This is a genomic window from Pseudomonas sp. M2, assembly GCF_015751845.1.
In the GTDB taxonomy this organism is placed as follows: Bacteria; Pseudomonadota; Gammaproteobacteria; order Pseudomonadales; family Pseudomonadaceae; genus Aquipseudomonas; species Aquipseudomonas putida_E.
Genome location: NZ_JADOUD010000001.1, coordinates 3,597,235 through 3,616,375, shown reverse-complemented (window position 1 = coordinate 3,616,375; position 19,141 = coordinate 3,597,235). Strand labels below are relative to the sequence as shown.

General features: G+C 62.5%; 19 protein-coding genes. 6 read left to right on the top strand and 13 right to left on the bottom strand.

The annotated features are described in order from the left end of the window. Positions 1-113 precede the first annotated feature (113 nt). Positions 114-1,313 (top strand): CaiB/BaiF CoA-transferase family protein, encoded by a 1,200-nt coding sequence (locus IWW33_RS16735; RefSeq protein WP_046784362.1) that lies wholly within the window; start codon positions 114-116, stop codon positions 1,311-1,313. 14 nt (positions 1,314-1,327) lie between these two features. Next, on the top strand, positions 1,328-2,188 hold the full coding sequence (locus IWW33_RS16730; RefSeq protein ID WP_196996955.1) for a TIGR02285 family protein: 861 nt from the start codon (positions 1,328-1,330) through the stop codon (positions 2,186-2,188). 127 nt (positions 2,189-2,315) lie between these two features. Here IWW33_RS16730 and IWW33_RS16725 read toward each other — a convergent pair whose 3' ends face one another. The 6 genes from IWW33_RS16725 to xerD form a co-directional block, all read right to left on the bottom strand. Continuing rightward, the gene (locus IWW33_RS16725) at positions 2,316-2,597 is read right to left on the bottom strand and encodes a DUF3509 domain-containing protein (RefSeq protein WP_080765825.1); all 282 of its coding nucleotides are present in this window, start codon (positions 2,595-2,597) and stop codon (positions 2,316-2,318) included. A 79-nt stretch (positions 2,598-2,676) separates the two neighbouring features. Continuing rightward, positions 2,677-3,075: a histidine kinase gene (locus IWW33_RS16720; RefSeq protein WP_012315963.1), complete on the bottom strand. Its 399-nt coding sequence runs from the start codon at positions 3,073-3,075 to the stop codon at positions 2,677-2,679. Positions 3,076-3,201: 126 nt separating this feature from the next. Next, the gene (gene thrC / locus IWW33_RS16715) at positions 3,202-4,611 is read right to left on the bottom strand and encodes a threonine synthase (protein WP_046784365.1); all 1,410 of its coding nucleotides are present in this window, start codon (positions 4,609-4,611) and stop codon (positions 3,202-3,204) included. Positions 4,612-4,776: 165 nt separating this feature from the next. Continuing rightward, entirely contained in the window at positions 4,777-6,081 is a 1,305-nt protein-coding gene (locus tag IWW33_RS16710; protein WP_046784366.1) for a homoserine dehydrogenase, read from the bottom strand. Between the two features lie 82 nt (positions 6,082-6,163). After that, positions 6,164-6,925 carry a bifunctional protein-disulfide isomerase/oxidoreductase DsbC gene (gene dsbC, locus IWW33_RS16705; RefSeq protein WP_012315966.1) on the bottom strand — a complete coding sequence of 254 codons (762 nt, stop codon included), beginning with the start codon at positions 6,923-6,925 and terminating at the stop codon, positions 6,164-6,166. A 152-nt stretch (positions 6,926-7,077) separates the two neighbouring features. Then, a complete protein-coding gene (gene xerD / locus IWW33_RS16700; protein ID WP_039603504.1) occupies positions 7,078-7,974 on the bottom strand; it encodes a site-specific tyrosine recombinase XerD in 897 nt (298 codons plus the stop codon). 68 nt (positions 7,975-8,042) lie between these two features. On the opposite strand from xerD, the gene IWW33_RS16695 reads away from it, so the two are divergent. Further along, positions 8,043-9,869 carry a sodium:proton antiporter gene (locus IWW33_RS16695; RefSeq protein WP_119687691.1) on the top strand — a complete coding sequence of 609 codons (1,827 nt, stop codon included), beginning with the start codon at positions 8,043-8,045 and terminating at the stop codon, positions 9,867-9,869. 4 nt (positions 9,870-9,873) lie between these two features. Here IWW33_RS16695 and IWW33_RS16690 read toward each other — a convergent pair whose 3' ends face one another. From IWW33_RS16690 to ffh, 6 genes are all read right to left on the bottom strand, one after another. After that, entirely contained in the window at positions 9,874-10,281 is a 408-nt protein-coding gene (locus tag IWW33_RS16690; RefSeq protein ID WP_012315969.1) for an acyl-CoA thioesterase, read from the bottom strand. 94 nt (positions 10,282-10,375) lie between these two features. Then, positions 10,376-10,726 (bottom strand): 50S ribosomal protein L19, encoded by a 351-nt coding sequence (gene rplS, locus IWW33_RS16685; RefSeq protein ID WP_008094487.1) that lies wholly within the window; start codon positions 10,724-10,726, stop codon positions 10,376-10,378. A gap of 42 nt (positions 10,727-10,768) precedes the next feature. After that, the gene (gene trmD / locus IWW33_RS16680) at positions 10,769-11,521 is read right to left on the bottom strand and encodes a tRNA (guanosine(37)-N1)-methyltransferase TrmD (protein ID WP_008094486.1); all 753 of its coding nucleotides are present in this window, start codon (positions 11,519-11,521) and stop codon (positions 10,769-10,771) included. A gap of 3 nt (positions 11,522-11,524) precedes the next feature. Then, entirely contained in the window at positions 11,525-12,061 is a 537-nt protein-coding gene (rimM, locus tag IWW33_RS16675) for a ribosome maturation factor RimM (protein WP_012315970.1), read from the bottom strand. A gap of 5 nt (positions 12,062-12,066) precedes the next feature. Then, a complete protein-coding gene (rpsP, locus tag IWW33_RS16670) occupies positions 12,067-12,318 on the bottom strand; it encodes a 30S ribosomal protein S16 (RefSeq protein WP_012315971.1) in 252 nt (83 codons plus the stop codon). Between the two features lie 235 nt (positions 12,319-12,553). Next, a complete protein-coding gene (gene ffh / locus IWW33_RS16665; protein WP_046784370.1) occupies positions 12,554-13,930 on the bottom strand; it encodes a signal recognition particle protein in 1,377 nt (458 codons plus the stop codon). A gap of 296 nt (positions 13,931-14,226) precedes the next feature. Between ffh and IWW33_RS16660 the strand changes: the two genes are divergently transcribed. From IWW33_RS16660 to IWW33_RS16650, 3 genes are all read left to right on the top strand, one after another. Beyond that, entirely contained in the window at positions 14,227-15,036 is an 810-nt protein-coding gene (locus tag IWW33_RS16660; RefSeq protein ID WP_174142356.1) for an inner membrane protein YpjD, read from the top strand. Positions 15,037-15,045: 9 nt separating this feature from the next. After that, positions 15,046-16,251 carry a transporter associated domain-containing protein gene (locus tag IWW33_RS16655; RefSeq protein ID WP_046784371.1) on the top strand — a complete coding sequence of 402 codons (1,206 nt, stop codon included), beginning with the start codon at positions 15,046-15,048 and terminating at the stop codon, positions 16,249-16,251. A 279-nt stretch (positions 16,252-16,530) separates the two neighbouring features. Next, on the top strand, positions 16,531-17,832 hold the full coding sequence (locus tag IWW33_RS16650; RefSeq protein WP_046784372.1) for an MFS transporter: 1,302 nt from the start codon (positions 16,531-16,533) through the stop codon (positions 17,830-17,832). A gap of 83 nt (positions 17,833-17,915) precedes the next feature. Here the strand turns inward: IWW33_RS16650 and purT are convergent, their stop codons facing one another. Continuing rightward, on the bottom strand, positions 17,916-19,097 hold the full coding sequence (gene purT / locus IWW33_RS16645) for a formate-dependent phosphoribosylglycinamide formyltransferase (protein ID WP_174142355.1): 1,182 nt from the start codon (positions 19,095-19,097) through the stop codon (positions 17,916-17,918). Between the last annotated feature and the right edge of the window lie 44 nt (positions 19,098-19,141).

The following is a 19,141-nucleotide window of genomic DNA, read 5'->3' as shown; positions in this document are numbered from 1 at the left end:
CAAAGAAAAGTCACACAGTCTACCCGATCCTGATCTTCGTTGCGCCGCAGCAGTATCTGCCGCTACCGACCTATGATAAAACCACGGTTCTGCCCAATTGCCACGGATGCCCCATGCCTACGCCCAGCAAACCCCTCGCCGGCCTGAAAGTCATCGAGCTTGGCACCCTGATCGCTGGCCCGTTCGCTTCGCGCATCTGCGCCGAGTTCGGCGCCGAGGTGATCAAGGTCGAGTCGCCCGACGGCGGTGACCCGCTGCGCAAATGGCGCAAGCTGTACGAGGGTACTTCGCTGTGGTGGTTCGTGCAGGCGCGCAACAAGCAGTCACTGACGCTGAACCTCAAGCATCCCGATGGTCGCGAGATCCTCAAGCGGCTGCTGGCCGAGGCCGACATTCTCATCGAGAACTTTCGCCCGGGCGTGCTGGAAAAGCTCGGCCTGGGCTGGGATGTGCTGCATGAGCTCAACCCGAAACTGGTGATGGTGCGCCTGTCAGGCTTCGGCCAGACCGGGCCGATGAAGGATCAGCCAGGCTTCGGCGCCGTAGGCGAGTCTATGGGTGGCCTGCGCTATATCACCGGCTTCGATGACCGCCCACCGGTGCGCACCGGCATCTCCATCGGCGACTCGATCGCTGCATTGTGGGGCGTGATCGGCGCACTGATGGCGCTGCGCCACCGCGAGGTCAACGGCGGCCAGGGCCAGGTGGTGGACGTGGCGCTGTACGAGGCAATCTTCGCCATGATGGAAAGCATGGTCCCCGAGTTCGATGTGTTTGGCTTCATTCGCGAACGCACCGGCAACATCATGCCGGGCATCACGCCCTCTTCCATCCACACCAGCGCCGACGGCAAGCACGTGCAGATCGGTGCCAATGGCGATGCGATATTCAAACGTTTCATGCAGGCCATCGGCCGTAACGACCTGGCCGACGACCCGACGCTGGCCAGCAATGATGGCCGCGATGCGCGGCGTGACGAACTGTACGGGGTGATCGACCGCTGGGCCAACAGCCTGCCCCTGGAGCAGGTGATGCAGGTACTGACAGCCGCCGAAGTGCCGGCAAGCCGAATCTACTCGGCAGAAGACATGTTCAACGACCCGCAGTACCTGGCCCGCGAGATGTTCCTGCAGGCCCGCCTGCCAGACGGTAAAGCGTTCAAGATGCCAGGCATTGTACCCAAGCTGTCCGAAACACCCGGCTCGGCCGAGTGGGTAGGCCCGGCGCTGGGCGAGCACACCGATGCCCTGCTTGGCACCCTGGGTTATGACGCCGCCGCCATCGCCAGCTTGCGCCAGGCAGGCACGGTCTGAGGTCGCCCCCGCCCGTGCGCGCGTTCCTGTCCCTGCTGTGCGGGCTGCTGCTCGCCATGGCCATCGCGCCAGTGCAGGCCAAGGAACGCCTGATATGGCTGGTCCGCGACCTGCCGCCCTTCACCATCCTGGAGGGTGCGGCCAAGGGCCAAGGTGCGATCGACCGGATGCTGGCGCTGCTGATCGAACAGATGCCCGAGTACGACCACGACATCGTACGGGTCACTCGGGCGCGCGGCATACAGATGCTGCAGGACCCTACCAGCTTCACCTGCGATCCGACCATGCTGTGGACACCGGAGCGTGCGAAGTTCGTGCATTTCTCCGAACCGGTGCTGGGGGCGATGAGCGGTGGCCTGGTCGTACGCAAGCAAGCCGGATCTCTGCTGGCACCGTTTCTGGATGGTGCGCAGGTTGACCTCAAACGCTTGTTGAGCGACACGCAACTGCAGCTTGGCATCGTCGCCGGACGCAGCTACAACACACAGATCGACGAGATCCTGCACCAGCTCCCCGACGCAGTCCTCAGCCGCCACTATGGTAACGATGCCACTGCCAATCTGCTGCAGATGCAGCGCCTGGGGCGCCTGCAACTGGTGCTCGGCTACTGGCCGGAAGTGCGCTACCTGATCCAGCAGCAAGGCGGCTCGCTCGATGAGTACCAGTTTCACCCGATACAAGGGGTGAACCGCTACCAGTTCCTGCATGTGGGCTGCTCCGATTCCCCCTTGGGGCACGCAGCGGTCGCGCATATAGACCAACTGCTGCCCCCGCTACGCCGGGACACCCTGCCCGCGCTTTACGCCAAATGGCTGGATCCGGAGCTGCAAGAAGAATACCTGGAACAGAGCAAGCATTTTTTCGAAGGGCGGTAAAAAGAAACCCCGGGACGCTGGGGAGGACGCCCGGGGCCAATCGAAAGTCCTCATGGACTTCCCGCGACAACCCGCCATCACCGGAGCTGTGTGCTGGCTGGCTGCCCTACTGTCTCTGATGCGCCACTCAGGCAAAGGTTCCTTGAGGATGCTGACGTTGCTGCAACGCGGCGATGACACAGGGCTGCAGGCGCCCCTCGGCTATCTGCAGGTCACGGTGAAGGCCATCGACCAGGTCGATCAGCAGGCTTTGCTCCTGCAACTGGCGCTGGCTGACCGTTCGGCGCAAGGTAATGCCACCGAGGCTGTCGAAAACGGTGAGTTGCCGGTTGCCAATGGCATCGGCGGTGCCTAGCTGGGTCTGATAGGGGCTCAGGGCGTCATTAAGCAGTCTGCAGATTCTTTCCATCCGGATCACTCGCTGCGTGGTGGTATATGAAGGAACTGACCAGCAAGCGCAGCGGAAAGTTCGTTGCGCTGCAGCTGTTTCAGTGAGCATGCGTGGGTGATGTGACCGTTTGAATACGCTGCAAGGCCTGCTGCCAACGCCGCACCGGTAGCGGCCAGGGCAGGTCGGCCAGCACCCAGAGGCCACGCTCGCGAGCTTGCTCGGCAAGGTTGGGCCGGTGCTTGCTGGCACAGCCGACGAAAAGCAAAGCGCGTGAACAGCGGTTGCGCTCCAGGCGTTCGAGCAGGGCCTGGCCGCCTTTCATCGCATGGTCGAGGATAAGCAGATCGGCACCGCGCTTGCGTGCCAGGCAGGCATTGAGGTCAACCAGATCATGGGTGATGCGCACATCGAAAACGCCCAGGGCATTGCACGCCTGATGCAGGAGAATCTGGTGGGAAGGCCGAGCCTGGTGAATCAACACGTAGGGCTGATGCATGAGCCGCTCCTGAGGGAAGGACGGGCCACTGTATGCAGCGCTCAACGCGTTTTACATAGGAAAAGTCTGAATGAAACCGGGGAAAAATCTAAAAAAGGGGCCGCGCAGCGGCCCCTCTCATCACGATTAAAGCGGCTTGCCGCGATTACCGTGCTGGCTGACGAAGGCCTGGACTGCCTTGAGGTCGTTGGCCAGCACCGTGCAGCGCTCCTCACGGCCGAACAGGTCGCTCAGGTGCGCAGGCAGCTCCAGCGCCTTGCCGACGCCCGCTTTCTCCACAGCCTCCGGGAACTTGACCGGGTGCGCAGTGCCCAGCACCACCATAGGGGTATCCAGGCTGCGACGGCATTCGCGCGCGGCCTTTACGCCAATCGCGGTATGCGGGTCGAGCACTTCACCTGTGCTGGCGAAGACCTCGGCGATGGTCTCGCAAGTCTGCTCGTCGCTCACTGCCAGCGAGTCGAACAGCTTGCGCGCCTCTGTCCAGCGGTCCTGGTCGACGCTGAAACCGCCGCCCTGCTTGAAGTTGGCCATCAGTTCGCCGATAGCGGCACCGTTGCGACCGTGGAGGTCGAACAACAAGCGCTCGAAGTTGGACGAAACCATGATGTCCATCGACGGCGACAAGGTCGCGTGCAGGGTTTCCTTGACGTACTGGTTGCCGCTCATGAAGCGGTGCAGGATGTCGTTGCGGTTGGTGGCAACCACCAGCTGGCTGACCGGCAGGCCCATGTTGCGTGCCAGGTAGCCGGCGAAGATGTCGCCAAAGTTGCCGGTCGGCACCGAGAACGCCACCGAACGCGCCGGGCCACCGAGCTGCAGGGCAGCGTGGAAGTAGTAGACGATCTGGGCCATGATCCGCGCCCAGTTGATCGAGTTGACTGCGACCAGGCGGGTGCCTTTGAGGAACGACTGGTCGGCGAAGCTGGCCTTGACCATCTCCTGGCAGTCATCGAAGTTGCCTTCGATGGCGATGTTGTGGATGTTGTCGCCGAAGATGGTGGTCATCTGACGGCGCTGAACTTCCGACACACGCTGATGCGGATGAAGGATGAAGATGTCGACGTTGTCGCAGCGACGGCAGCCTTCGATGGCGGCCGAGCCGGTGTCGCCACTGGTGGCGCCAATGATCACCACGCGCTCGTTGCGCTTGGCCAGTACGTGGTCGAGCAGACGCCCGAGCAGCTGCAGGGCGAAGTCCTTGAAGGCCAGCGTCGGGCCGTGGAACAGCTCAAGAACCCACTCGTTGCTGTTCAGCTGGCGCAGCGGAGCGACCGCAGCGTGGGCGAACTCGCCGTAGGTCTCTTCCAGGATCTTCTTGAAATCGGCGTCGGCAATGCTGCCCTCGACGAACGGGCGCATCACACGGAAGGCCAGTTCGTGATACGGCAGGCCTGCCCAGGAAGCGATTTCTTCCTGGGTGAAGCGTGGGAGGTTCTCTGGCACGTACAGGCCGCCATCGCTGGCCAGGCCAGCCAGCAGGACGTCTTCGAAATTCAGGGCCGGTGCCTGGCCGCGGGTGCTGATATAGCGCATATGCAAACCTTCGGTTCGAGCGGCAAGTTGCAAGCTGCAAGCGCCAAGAAAAAGCTGCTCGGCATTTTTCTTACGCGCTGCACTGCCCTTGCCGCAAATTTAAACTGTTAGAAGCCCCAACACCGAACTGCTTTTTCTTGCAGCTTGCAGCTTGAAGCTTGCCGCTTAGTTGAGCTGTTCGACGCGGATGCGCACGACCTTGCCGACCACGTCCTGCAAGGCTTCCAGAGCAACGATGGCGTCGTTGATGCTCTGCTCGACCACACGGTGGGTCAGCAGGATCATCGGCACCAGGCCGTCCTGTTCCTCGACTTCTTTCTGCATGATCGACTCGATGTTGATGCCGCGCTCCGACAGGATGCTCGCCACCTGAGCCAGCACGCCCGGGTGGTCCTTGGCATGGATGCGCAGGTAGTAGGCGCTCTGGCAAGCTTCGATCGGCAGAATCGGGTGCGCCGACAGCGAGTCCGGCTGGAAGGCCAGGTGCGGCACGCGGTTTTCCGGGTCGCAGGTCATGGCGCGGACCACGTCAACCAGGTCGGCGACCACCGAGGAAGCCGTGGGCTCCATGCCGGCGCCGGCACCGTAATACAAGGTCGAGCCGGCCGCATCGCCATTGACCATCACGGCGTTCATCACGCCGTTTACGTTGGCGATCAGGCGATCGCTCGGGATCAGCGTCGGGTGCACGCGCAGCTCGATGCCTTCGGCAGTGCGGCGGGCTACACCCAGGTGCTTGATGCGGTAGCCCAGGGCTTCGGCGTAGTTCACGTCGGCAGTGGTCAGCTGGGTGATGCCTTCGGTGTAGGCCTTGTCGAACTGCAGCGGGATGCCAAAGGCGATGGACGCCAGGATGGTCAGCTTGTGCGCAGCATCGATACCTTCCACGTCAAAGGTCGGGTCGGCTTCGGCATAACCCAGCGCCTGCGCTTCGGCCAGCACGTCGGGGAAGGCGCGGCCTTTTTCACGCATCTCGGTGAGGATGAAGTTGCCGGTGCCGTTGATGATCCCGGCCAGCCAGTTGATGCGGTTGGCCGACAGGCCTTCGCGGATCGCCTTGATCACCGGGATGCCACCGGCCACTGCGGCTTCGAACGCAACGATCACGCCCTTCTCACGGGCTTTGGCGAAAATTTCGTTGCCGTGAACGGCGATCAGCGCCTTGTTGGCAGTCACCACGTGCTTGCCGTTTTCGATGGCCTTGAGCACCAGGTCGCGGGCGATGGTGTAGCCACCGATCAGCTCGATGACAACGTCGATCTCCGGGTTGCTCGCAACGTCGAACACATCAGCGGTAATGGGGGTACCGGTAATCTGGCAGTTCGGGTTCGGCGAGCGCATGGCGATCTGTGCCACTTCAATACCGCGCCCGGCACGGCGGGCAATCTCCTCGGCGTTGCGCTGAAGTACATTGAAGGTTCCGCCACCGACGGTCCCCAACCCACAGATGCCTACTTTGACCGGTTTCACTGTGAACTCCCCATTGAACGGCCGGCACCTGCGCCGACCGTGAAACATGCCGTCACCCCATGACGACGGCGTACTGAATGATTTACTTGGCGGCCTGCTGCTGGCCGGCCAGGGCCAGTTTGGCCACTTGCGGTGCCGGTTGATAACCTGGAATCACCTGGCCGTTTTCGAGCACGATCGCCGGCGTGCCGTTGACGCCGATCGACTGGCCCAGCTGGAACTGCTTGCCGACCGGGTTGGCGCATTTGGCAGCCTTGATTTCCTTGCCGTCGATCATCTTGTCCAGCGCTGCGCGGCGGTCACTGGAGCACCACACGGCCTGCAACTGCTCGTCACCCGGCGAGCCGAGGCCCTGGCGCGGGAAGGCGACATAGCGCACTTCGATACCGCGACGGTTGAGCTCCGGCACTTCGGCGTGCAGCTTGTGACAATACGGGCAGGTGGTGTCGGTGAACACGGTGATGTGCGACTTGGTCTGGCCCTTGGCAGGATAAACCACCATCTCGGCAGCTGGAATGCCATTGATGAGCTTGGCTACGCCTTGGCGCTCGGTCTTCTCGGTCAGGTTGACCGGCTTGCCGTCCTGGATCTGGTACAGGTAGCCCTGCATGACGAACTGGCCATCGGCGCTGGCGTACAGCACACGGCCGCCCTGCAGCTTGACTTCATACAGGCCGTTGAGCGGGCTGCTGGCCACGCTCTCGACCGGCACTTCCAGCTCAAGGTTCTGCAACGACTTGCGAATCGCCTGCTCGGCAGCGGCATTGCTGTCGGTCGCCGCGGCAACGGCAAAGGTACTGGCCAGCGCCAACGCGGCGGCGGCGAAAATCTGGGTCACGCGCATGGGAACTCCTGAGGGCGGACAGGGGCCGGAGGGCGTCACCTGCGCAAAAACGCGGCGACCGTGCGGCCCTTGGTGCAAACCGCCCAAGCCTACCACAACACGCTACCGGTGAAGGGGTCTGCGAGTACCGGCCGGCGGAACATGAAAATCATTCATCCACGCGGGTGGTGCTGTGCGTGCAGTTGCTGCAGGCGGGCCTTGGCCACGTGGGTATAGATTTGTGTGGTCGACAGGTCGCTGTGCCCCAGCAGCATCTGCACCACGCGCAGGTCGGCACCATGATTGAGCAGATGGGTGGCGAAGGCGTGCCGCAGGGTGTGCGGTGACAGCGGCTTGTCGATGCCGGCAACTCGCGCGTGATGCTTGATGCGGTGCCAGAACGTCTGGCGGGTCATCTGCTCACCGCGCAGGCTGGGGAACAACACATCGCTCGGGCGCCCGCTGAGCAGTTCGGCGCGGCCATCGCGCAGGTAGCGTTCCAGCCACAGCACCGCCTCTTCGCCCATCGGCACCAAGCGCTCCTTGCTGCCCTTGCCCATCACCCGCAGCACGCCCTGGCGCAGGTTCACCTGGTCCAGGGCAAGGCTGACCAGTTCGGTAACGCGCAGACCACAGGCGTACAGGACTTCAAGCATGGCACGGTCGCGCTGGCCAATGGCTTCGCCAAGGTCCGGGGCCTGCAACAGGGCCTCGACGTCGGCTTCTGACAACGACTTGGGCAAGGGTTTGCCCAGCTGAGGCATCTCTATTTGCAGGGTTGGATCGACGGCAATGAGCTTTTCCCGCAGCAAGTAGCGAAAAAAGCCACGCAGACCTGAGAGAAAACGCGCAGTGGAACGCGGTTTGTAGCCTTGATCCAGACGCCAGGCCAGGTGATCGAGGATCAGCTCTCGACCGGCGGCAGGCAAGGCCAGGCCGTGATCCTGCAGCCAGCCATTGAACAGCGCCAGGTCACTGCGATAAGAGACGCGAGTGTTGTCTGAAAGGCCTTTTTCCAGCCACAGGGCATCAAGGAACTGGTCGATCAAGGGGTGGTCAAGGGCTGGCATGAAAACTCGGTGGCAAACGACGAAATGACGCTTAGTCTTTCATAACAACGCCGGCATAGGGAGCCCGCATGAACGAACAGCAGATCCTACTCAGTGTGGGCGGTATCGGTGCCGCCGCCCTCGCCTGCCAGTGGCTGGCCTGGCGCCTGAAGCTGCCAGCGATTCTCTTCCTGCTGCTGGCCGGGATAATGGTCGGCCCGTTGCTCGGCTGGCTCGACCCGCAAGCGCTGTTCGGCCCGCTGCTGATGCCGCTGGTGTCACTGGCGGTGGCACTGATCCTGTTCGAAGGCAGCCTGACCCTGCACCTCTCGCAATGGCGGGACATCGGCAGCGTGGTGCACCGCCTGGTCACCGTCGGCGCCCTGTCGACCTGGCTGGTGATCGCCCTGGCGACACACTGGCTGCTGGGTTTCGACTGGCCGCTGGCGATCCTGTTCGGCACCTTGACCCTGGTGACAGGCCCTACGGTCATCGTGCCCATGCTGCGCGTGGTACGGCCGAAGGCGACCATTGCCAACATCCTGCGCTGGGAAGGCATCGTCATCGACCCGATCGGTGCCCTGCTCGCCGTCGTGGTGTACAGCTTCATCATCGCCAGCGCCGATGGCGATGGCCTGAGCCAGAGCCTGGGGACCTTTGCCGGGGTGATCTTCTGCGGCAGCGCCTTGGGCGCCGCCGGTGGCTGGTTACTGGGGCAGATCATGCGCGAGCAATGGCTGCCGGAATACCTGCACAACCTGGCGTCGCTGGCCGCCGTTCTGGGTATTTTCATCGCCGCCAACCAGATCGTTCACGAGTCCGGGCTACTGGCGGTGACGGTAATGGGCATGTGGCTGGCCAACATGCGTGGCGTCGATGTACGGCAGATCCTGCACTTCAAGGAGAACCTCAGCGTACTGCTGATCTCCGGCCTGTTCATCCTGCTCGCCGCGCGGCTCGATCTGCACGCCCTGCTGGGGTTGGGCCCGGCCGTACTGGCACTGCTGTTGGTGATCCAACTGGTGGCGCGGCCGCTGAATGTCTTGCTGTCAACACTGGGGTCCTCGTTGAACTGGCGGGAACGAGCCCTGCTGGCCTGGATCGCACCACGCGGTATCGTTGCCGCCGCAGTGTCGGCGATATTCGCCATCCGCCTGCATGAGGCCGGGCATCAGGACGCACTGCTACTGGTGCCGCTCACCTTTGCCGTGATCATCGGCACTGTCGTGCTGCAGAGCGCTACAGCCCGCCCCCTGGCGCGCCTGCTCAAGGTGGCGGAGCCGGCGCCCAGCGGCTTTCTCATCGTCGGCGCCAACCAACCCGCACGCACCATCGGCAAGGCACTGCAGCAACTGGGTTGCCGTGTGTTGCTGACCGATTCGAGCTGGGAAAACATTCGTGCGGCACGCATGGAGGGGCTGCCGACCTACTTTGGCAACCCGGCTTCGCAGCATGCCGACGCGCACTTGGACCTGGTAGGCCTCGGCCATTTGCTGGGGCTGTCGCCTGCCGGGGAGATCAACGCCTTGGCCTGTGCGCGCTTTCGTCATGACTTCGGCCACGGCCGCTTGTATGTGCTGGCCAGCGGCCTGGAAAAGCAGCGCAGCGACAAACACCGGGCCAGCGAAGAGCACCGTGGCCAACTGCTGGGCTCAAGCCCGATGACCTACCAGCAAATGGCCAATCGGCTGCATCATGGCGCGGAACTGTACAGCACCAACCTTACCGAGGGCTTCGACTGGGACAATTACCAGGCATTGCATGGCGAGCGCGCACATCTTTTGTTTGCCCGGGATGCCCAGGGCTGGGTACATGTATCAAGCCCCGAGAACCCGCTTGCGCCGCAACCTGGCTGGACCCTGGTGGCGCTGGTGGAACCGGCCCCCGTCACCGAGACGACTGCCGCGCCGGGCTGAGCCTTCAAGCTTGTGGCAACACCGGCACCGGGCGCTTGTCCTCGTCGATGGCGACAAAGCTGAACACACCATGGATTGCCCGCTCGCGCCCATCCAGATACATGTTCTCGACGAATACGTCCACTTGAACCTGCAAACTGGTGTTGCCGACCTTGATCACCGTTCCCACCAGCTCGACGATCGAGCCTGCCGGGATCGGGTGTTTGAAATCGATACGGTCTGTGGACACGGTCACCAGCGGCAGCCGGCAGAAGCGCGTAGCGGCGATGAACGACACTTCGTCCATCCAGGCCAGCGCAGTGCCGCCGAACAAGGTGTTGTGGTGGTTGGTGGTGTTGGGGAACACCGCTTTGGTCACGCGGGTCACCGACAACTCGGTGCGGCGCTGAATTTCCTGGTCTCGGCTGGTCATGTCCGTCACTTCTTTCGGGTTTCAAAACGCAAAAAAGCAGCCCGAAGGCTGCTTTTTTCTCGCTAGGCGGCCAGGGCCACCGGGCAAACTGTACTCAGGACAGTTTTTCCTTGATGCGAGCGGCTTTGCCGGACAGGTCGCGCAGGTAGTACAGCTTGGCTTTACGCACGTCACCACGACGTTTCACGGCCAGGCTGTCGATCTGCGGGCTGTAGGTCTGGAAGGTACGCTCAACGCCAACGCCGCTGGAGATTTTGCGCACGGTGAAAGCGCTGTTCAGGCCGCGGTTACGCTTGGCGATAACAACGCCTTCGAACGCCTGCAGACGGGAACGCTCACCTTCCTTCACTTTAACCTGAACGACGATGGTGTCGCCTGGTGCGAAGGTCGGGATTTCCTTGCTCATCTGCTCGGCTTCGAGCTGCTGGATGATCTTGTTGGTCATGCTGTGCTCCTAAGATGGATACGTGATCCACCATCGATACGTTTAACTATCGTCCCGCTCGCGGAGATATTCCTCGAGCAGCTTCTTCTCTTCTCCAGAAAGCGAGCGACTTTCCAGAAGATCGGCGCGTCGTTCGAAGGTCCTACCAAGGGACTGCTTCATTCTCCAACGCCGGATGTGTGCATGGTTGCCACTTAGCAACACGTCGGGAACACGCTGATCCGCATACACCTCAGGTCGGGTGTAGTGCGGGCAATCGAGCAGACCGTCGGTGAAGGAGTCTTCCTCCGCCGAGTCCACATGCCCTAAAGCTCCGGGCAGCAGCCGTGTAACCGCATCGATCAGTACCATGGCCGGCAGCTCGCCACCGGAAAGCACATAGTCGCCAATCGACCACTCCTCATCGACATGAGCCTCGATAAAGCGCTCGTCGATGCCTTCATAACGACCGGCGATCAGGATCAGCGATTCCTGTTCGGCCAGGCCTTTGACCGCTTGCTGAGTCAGCTTGCGGCCTTGCGGCGAAAGGTAGATCACCTTTGCCGATGCTCCGGTCGCTTGCCTGGCGCTAACCAGGGCGTCTTCCAGAGGCTTGATTTTCATCACCATGCCCGGGCCACCGCCAAACGGCCGATCATCCACTGTGTGGTGGCGATCTGTGGTGTAGTCCCGCGGGTTCCAGCAGGTCACCTGAAGCAACCCCTGTTTTACCGCGCGGCTGGTAATGCCGTACTCAGTGATGGCCGAGAACATCTCGGGGAACAACGTGATGACGTCTACGCGAAGGTTACCCATCGTTTAGAAGTCCGCGTCCCATTCAACCCGCATCACGCCTGCTTCCAGGTCGATTGCCAGCACACATTGCGCCGTATAGGGCAACAGACGCTCGCGATCATCCAGGCTGCCTGCGCAGGGTTTGACCACCATTACATCGTTCGCACCGGTCTCCAACAGGTGATCGACCTTGCCGAACAGCTGTTCGTCCTGGTTGATGACCTTCAGGCCCTGCAGTTGGTACCAGTAGTACTCGTCTGCGGCCAGGTTGGGCAAAAGGCTCCGCGGGATGCAGATTTCGAAGCCGCTCAGAAGACGCGCTTCATCACGATCATCGAGGCCTTTCAGTTTAACGACCAGGCCCTTTTGGGAGCCACGACCGCTGACCAGCTCGACCTGCTTTACCTTGCCTTCGTGCCGAAGCGTCCAGCGTGGATAATCCAACAGGTTTTCAATCGGATCGGTAAAGGAATACACCTTCACCTCGCCGCGAACGCCGTGAACCGAAAAAATCTTGCCAACGACGATGAGGTCGTCAGCCTTTTCTGGCGTCGCGTTCATATTGCTCAGGCAGCGGCCTTGGCAGCGTCCTTCAGCAGCTGAGCAACACGCTCAGACGGCTGTGCGCCTTGGCTCAGCCAGTAGCTGACGCGCTCCTGGTTGACCGACAGCTTGACTTCAGCGCCAGCAGCGATCGGGTTGAAGAAACCTACGCGCTCAACGAAACGGCCGTCACGGGCGTTACGCGAGTTGGTCACGGTCAGGTGGTAGAAAGGGCGCTTTTTCGAGCCGCCACGGGCAAGACGGATGGTTACCATGTGAACATCGTTCCTATAGTCGGTGCTGCAAATCTGAATGCCAAATAGGCACACGGGTGCCCAAAAGGCCGCATATTCTCGGGGAATACACGGACATTTGCAAATGACTTTTTCGACAAGGCCTCGCCCTGCCGTCCAGATTTGCCGGTTGAGCCACGGATTGCGTGGCCATTGCCCCGCCGCAGCGGGGGTTCTGAGCGCTCATTCTTCAAAAGACAAGCGCCCGGAATAAGGGTTACAGCTTCGGCATGCCGCCGCCAGGCAACATCCCGCCCAGGCCGCGCATCATCTTGGCCATGCCGCCCTTGGCGGAGAATTTCTTCATCATCTTCTGCATCTGCTTGTGCTGCTTGATCAGCCGCCCGATGTCCTGCACCTGGGTACCGGAACCCAGGGCGATCCGGCGCTTGCGCGAACCGCTGATCAGGTCAGGATCGCGACGCTCGGCCGGGGTCATGGAGTTGATGATCGCCTCCATCTGCTTGAACTGTTTCTCGGCTGCGCCCTGGGCATTGCCCATCTGCGACAGGTTGACCCCGCCGATGCTCGGCAGCTTGTCCATCAGGCCGCCCAGGCCACCCATGTTCTTCATCTGTTGCAGCTGGTCGCGGAAGTCTTCGAGATCGAAGCCCTTGCCCTTCTTCAGCTTCTTGGCCAGCTTGTCGGCTTTGGCCTTGTCGATGGTCTGTTCGGCCTGCTCGATCAGGCTGAGCACGTCGCCCATGCCGAGGATGCGCGACGCCACACGGTCCGGGTGGAAGGGCTCGAGAGCCTCGGTTTTCTCACCCATACCGATGAACTTGATCGGCTTGCCGGTGATGGCACGTACCGAAAGCGCGGCACCGCCACGGGCATCACCGTCGACCTTGGTCAGCACCACGCCGGTCAGCGGCAGGGCTTCACCGAAGGCCTTGGCGGTATTGGCGGCGTCCTGGCCGGTCATGGCATCGACCACGAACAGGGTTTCAACCGGCTTGACCGCGGCATGCAGCGCCTTGATTTCGTCCATCATGTCGGCGTCGATGTGCAGACGGCCGGCGGTGTCGACAATGACCACGTCGATGAACTTGAGCTTGGCCTCGCGAATCGCCGCTTCGGCAATGGCCACAGGCTTCTGGCTGATATCGGACGGGAAGAAGGTCACGCCAATGTCGTTGGCCAGCGTTTCCAGCTGCTTGATCGCAGCCGGGCGGTAGACGTCGGCCGAAACCACCATCACGCTCTTCTTCTTGCGCTCCTTGAGGAAGCGCGCCAGCTTACCGGCGGTGGTGGTCTTGCCCGCGCCCTGCAAACCGGCCATCAGCACCACGGCAGGCGGGGCGGCATTGAGCGCGAGGTCTTCGTTGGCCGCACCCATCAGGCTTTCCAGCTCGGCCTGGACGATCTTCACGAACGCCTGGCCCGGGGTCAGGCTGCGCGACACCTCGGTGCCGACTGCACGCTCCTTGACGCTGTTGACGAAATCCTTGACCACCGGCAGGGCAACGTCGGCCTCGAGCAGGGCCATGCGCACTTCGCGCAACGTATCCTTGATGTTGTCTTCAGTCAGCTTGGCCTTGCCGGTGACATGGCGCAGCGTCTGTGACAGGCGGTCGGTCAGGTTTTCGAACATGGTGATCCTTTCAGGCCAAGTAAAAGCCGAGGTTTGTCAGGCGCCCAGGTGAATATGCACACGCGCTGGGCACAGCAAGGCGGCGATTATAGCGAAGAGCGGCGGCGGCGCACACCTCGGCTTCCCGGCGGCAACTTTCAAGCTGCAAGCCTCAAGCCGCAAACCATCAGAAAATCCCGCCCCCCGTACGAATCTGCCTTCGCTTGCAGCTTGCAGCCTGAAGCTTGCAGCTCACTAGCCCCCCCAGCGCGATCTATGCCAAACTCCGTCTCTTTAAGGCTTGCCCACCAGGACTTATGGTCTCCTCACCCAGCCTCATCCCCAACCTGATCGCCGCCGGCCTATATATAGCGGCGACCGTTTATCAGGGTTCGCGCCTGGCCCAGTCGAGCAAAGCCGACAAACGGCTGCTCGGCCTGCTCGGCGCCCTCGCCGTGATCGCCCAGAGCGGCGCGCTGTTCTTTCAGCTGATCACCCCGCTGGGCCTGAGCCTGGACTTCTTCAGCGCCGCCAGCCTGATCGCCGTGGCGGTGATCACCCTGACCCTGCTGGCCTGCCTGCGCATACCGGTGGAAAACCTGCTGGTGCTGCTGTTCCCGCTCGGCGCCATCACGGCCCTGCTGGCCCAGTTCGCCCCACCCGGCACCGTTCCGCTGATCGATGAAGAGCCGGGGATCCTCGCTCATATCCTGCTATCGATCCTGGCCTATGGGCTGTTCACCATTGCGGTGTTCCAGTCGCTGCTCCTGCTACTGCAGGACCACCAGCTGAAAAACAAGCACCCTTCCGGGCTGATCCGCAACTTCCCACCGTTGCAGACCATGGAAAGCCTGCTGTTCGGCTTCCTTTGGGCGGGCTGGTGCCTGTTGTCGCTGTCGCTGATCTCTGGCTGGCTGTTCCTGGACGACCTGTTTGCCCAGCACCTGGTACACAAAACCCTGCTGGCCTGCGTGGCCTGGATCGTCTTCAGCGTACTGCTGTGGGGCCGCACCCGCCTGGGCTGGCGTGGGCACAAGGCGATCCGCTGGACACTGGCCGGTTTCTGCCTGCTGATGCTGGCCTATTTCGGCAGCAAGCTGGTCCGCGAATTCATCCTGCATATCTGACGGTCGCCCATGGACACCCTGCCGTACGCTCCGCTACTCGGCACTTTGGCACTGGCGCTGCTCTGGTCGGCGCTGTTCACCGCGGTGGATGCCGCCCGCCTGCAACTCAACGGCTCGTTGCGCCCCGGCGATGACGGGCAACCGGTACTGCCAGCCCAGGCCCTGGTGCTGTGCGCCAGCCTGGGCAAGCTTCTGGTATTGGGCCTGGCCTGCCTGATCGGCCAACGCCTCAACGGCGAGCACGGTTTCTGGCTGGCCGGCCTGGCCGCCACCTCTGGCCTGCTGGTGTTCGCCGAATACCTGCCGCGGCGCCTGGCTCGGCGCAACCCGCTGGCCTTCATCAGCCTGGGCGCCAGCCTGCTGAAGCTCCCATTGGCACTGGTGCAACCCTTGGCTTGCCTGCTGGACGGCTGCGCCAAGCTGATGTTGCGGCCGTTTCGCGTACCGCCCACCGCAGTGGCCCTGCACCCGCAGGCAGATGACGACTTTACCGAGGATGAAGACCACGACATGCCGCGCCACGGCCTGCTCGATGGCCTGCACTCGCTGGACAAGGTCACCGTCAACGACATTCTGGTGCCGCGCAACGAGGTCGATGGCATCAACCTGGATGAGCCGATCGAGCGCATCATCGAGCAACTGATCCTCAGCCGCCACACGCGCCTGCCGGTCTACCACAACGACATCAACCAGGTAGAAGCCATCCTCAACACCAAGCTGATCAGCCACCTGCTGCCCAAGGCCGAGCTGACGCTGGAGAAGCTCCACAGCGCCTGCTACGAGCCTTACTTCGTCCCCGAAAGCACCCCACTGCAATTGCAACTGCTGAACTTCCACAAGCAGCAGCGCCGGCTGGGCGTGGTGGTGGACGAATACGGTGAGGTACTGGGCATCGTTACGCTGGAGGACATACTCGAGGAGATCGTCGGCGAGTTCGAGGAAGAGCACAGCCTCGACAACCCCCATGTACACCCCCAGTCCGACGGCACCTTCGTCATCGATGGCGCCGCTTCCCTGCGCGAAATCAACCGCACCCTCGGCTGGCACCTGCCCAGCGACGGCGGGCCGAAGACCCTGAACGGGCTGGTCACCGAGGCCCTTGAAAGCATCCCGGAAAGCGCTGTTTGCCTGAAGATCGGCCGCTATCGCTTGGAAATCCTCGAAACAGAAGACAATTGCGCCAGCAAGGTACTGGTGTGGACCGTGACCCGCTAGCTATACTCCGGTCACGCTTACCCAGCCCTGCCGTCCCGCCCGCTATCCGCACCCGGCGCCACACGGCCAGCGCGCTCCACTGACGCGCCCTGCGGTCCTGCTTCAACACCCCGAACAGTGCCCGCTCCCGCCCCTATCCCCCTTGGGCTATCGTCAGTCGGGCGAACAAAAGAACAATACGCTCCGGCGTCCGCGAACCGTACCTGCCCTTTGCTGGCCAGTGTATACCGTCGCGGGCCAAGCCCATGGAGCACGACCAGACTGTTAGGGACCTACTTAATGACAACCAGCAGCACTTATGCCCAAGCGCCTGCCGCGCCGGTCAACTCACCCGCGCGGGTGGCCACCGCCAGCTTCATCGGCACGGCCATCGAGTTCTACGATTTCTACGTGTATGCCACTGCCGCCGCGCTGGTGATCGGCCCCGTATTCTTCCCTTCAGGGTCAGGCACCGCGCAGATGCTGGCGGCCTTCCTTACCTTCGGCATCGCCTTCCTCGCCCGCCCGCTGGGTTCAGCACTGTTCGGACACTTCGGTGACCGTATCGGGCGCAAGTCGACGCTGGTTGCCTCGCTGCTGCTGATGGGGGTGTCCACCACGCTGATCGGTGTATTGCCAGGCTACGACAGCATCGGCGTGTGGGCACCGATCATTCTTTGCCTGCTGCGCTTCGGCCAGGGCCTTGGCCTGGGCGGTGAATGGGGTGGCGCGGCGTTGCTGGCCACCGAGAACGCGCCAGCGGGCAAGCGTGCCTGGTTCGGGATGTTCCCGCAGCTAGGCCCTTCGATCGGCTTCCTGGCGGCCAACGGCCTGTTCCTGACCCTGGCCCTGCTGCTCAGCGACGAGCAGTTCCGTGAGTGGGGCTGGCGCATTCCGTTCCTGCTCAGTGCCGCGCTGGTGCTGGTAGGCCTGTACGTACGCCTGAAGCTTGAAGAAAGCCCGGTGTTCGCCAAGGCCGTGGCCCGCCACGAGCGGGTCAAAATGCCGGTGGTCGACCTGTTCAGCAAGTACTGGCTGCCGACCCTGCTGGGCGCCGCCGCCATGGTGGTGTGCTATGCGCTGTTCTACATCTCGACAGTGTTCTCGCTGAGCTACGGCGTCACAACGTTGGGCTATAGCCGCGAAACCTTCCTTGGCCTGCTGTGCTTCGCCGTGGTCTTCATGGCCCTGGCCACGCCGCTGTCGGCCTGGCTCAGCGACCGTTACGGGCGCAAGCCGGTGCTGATCGTCGGCGGCCTGCTGGCGGTGGCCTCGGGCTTCACCATGGAGCCTTTGCTGACCTCCGGCTCGACCACGGGTGTTGCGTTGTTCCTGGCCATCGAGCTGTTTTTGATGGGCGTGACTTTCGCACCGATGGGCGCGCTGCTGCCAGAGCTGTTCCCTACTCACGTGCGTTATACCGGGGCGTCTGCGGCGTATAACCTGGGCGGCATCGTCGGGGCTTCGGCGGCGCCGTTCTTTGCCCAGAAACTGGTGAGCATGGGCGGTTTGAGCTGGGTGGGTGGGTATGTATCGGTGGCGGCGGTGATCAGCCTGATTGCTGTGCTGTGCCTGAAAGAGACCCGCAATACAGAGCTGTGATCTTTGAGCTGCAAGCTTCAAGCTGCAAGCTGCAAGAAAAGGCATCCCTTAGCAGCTTGTAGCTTGTAGCTTGTAGCTTGAGCTTAGAACTCGACCTTGACCGCCTGCGCCGCACGGGTCGCCTTGGCCCGCGCCGCTTCGATCGATTCATCACGTGCCAGGCACACGCCCATGCGGCGCTGGCCGTTGATTTCCGGCTTGCCGAACAGGCGGATCGCGGTATCCGGCTCGCTCAACGCTGCGCCGAGGTTGGCGAAGCTGGTCTGCTGCGACTGGCCCTCAGGCAAGATCACCGCCGACGCAGACGGGCCGAACTGGCGCACCACCGGGATCGGCAGGCCCAGAATGGCACGGGCATGCAGCGCGAACTGCGACAGGTCCTGGGAAATCAGCGTGACCAGGCCGGTATCGTGCGGGCGCGGCGAGACTTCGCTGAACCACACCTGATCGCCCTTGACGAACAACTCGACGCCGAACAAACCACGGCCGCCCAGTGCATCGGTGACCGACTTCGCCACACGCTGCGACTCGGCCAAGGCTTTCGGGCTCATCGCCTGGGGCTGCCACGACTCTTGGTAGTCGCCTTTCTCCTGGCGGTGACCGACTGGCTCCAGATACGTGGTACCACCAACATGGCGCACGGTCAGCAAGGTGATCTCGTAGTCGAAATCGATGAAGCCTTCGATGATCACGCGGCCCTTGCCGGCGCGGCCACCCTCCTGGGCGTAGTCCCACGACTTCTGCAGGTCGGCATCGCTGCGCAGCAGGCTCTGGCCCTTGCCGGACGAGCTCATCACCGGTTTGACCACACACGGGTAACCGACATCGGCCACAGCCTTGGCATAGTCTTCAAAGGTATCGGCGAAGTGGTACGGCGAGGTCGGCAGGTCCAGCTCTTCGGCCGCCAGGCGGCGAATGCCCTCGCGGTTCATGGTCAGCTGCGTGGCGCGGGCGGTCGGCACGACGTTGAAACCTTCGTTCTCCAGCTCGACCAGCGTAGCGGTGGCGATGGCTTCGATTTCGGGGACGATGTAATGCGGTTTTTCAGCCTCGATCACCGCGCGCAGGGCGACACCATCGAGCATGTTGACCACGTGGCTGCGGTGCGCGACCTGCATGGCCGGCGCATTGGCGTAGCGGTCCACGGCGATCACTTCGACGCCCAGGCGCTGCAGCTCGATCACCACTTCCTTGCCCAGCTCGCCACAGCCGCAGAGCAGTACACGGGTCGCGGTAGGCGACAATGGGGTTCCGATACGGGTCATTTCAGGTCCTCGAAGGCGTCCGGGGCCGCGCCAGTCTTAGCGCC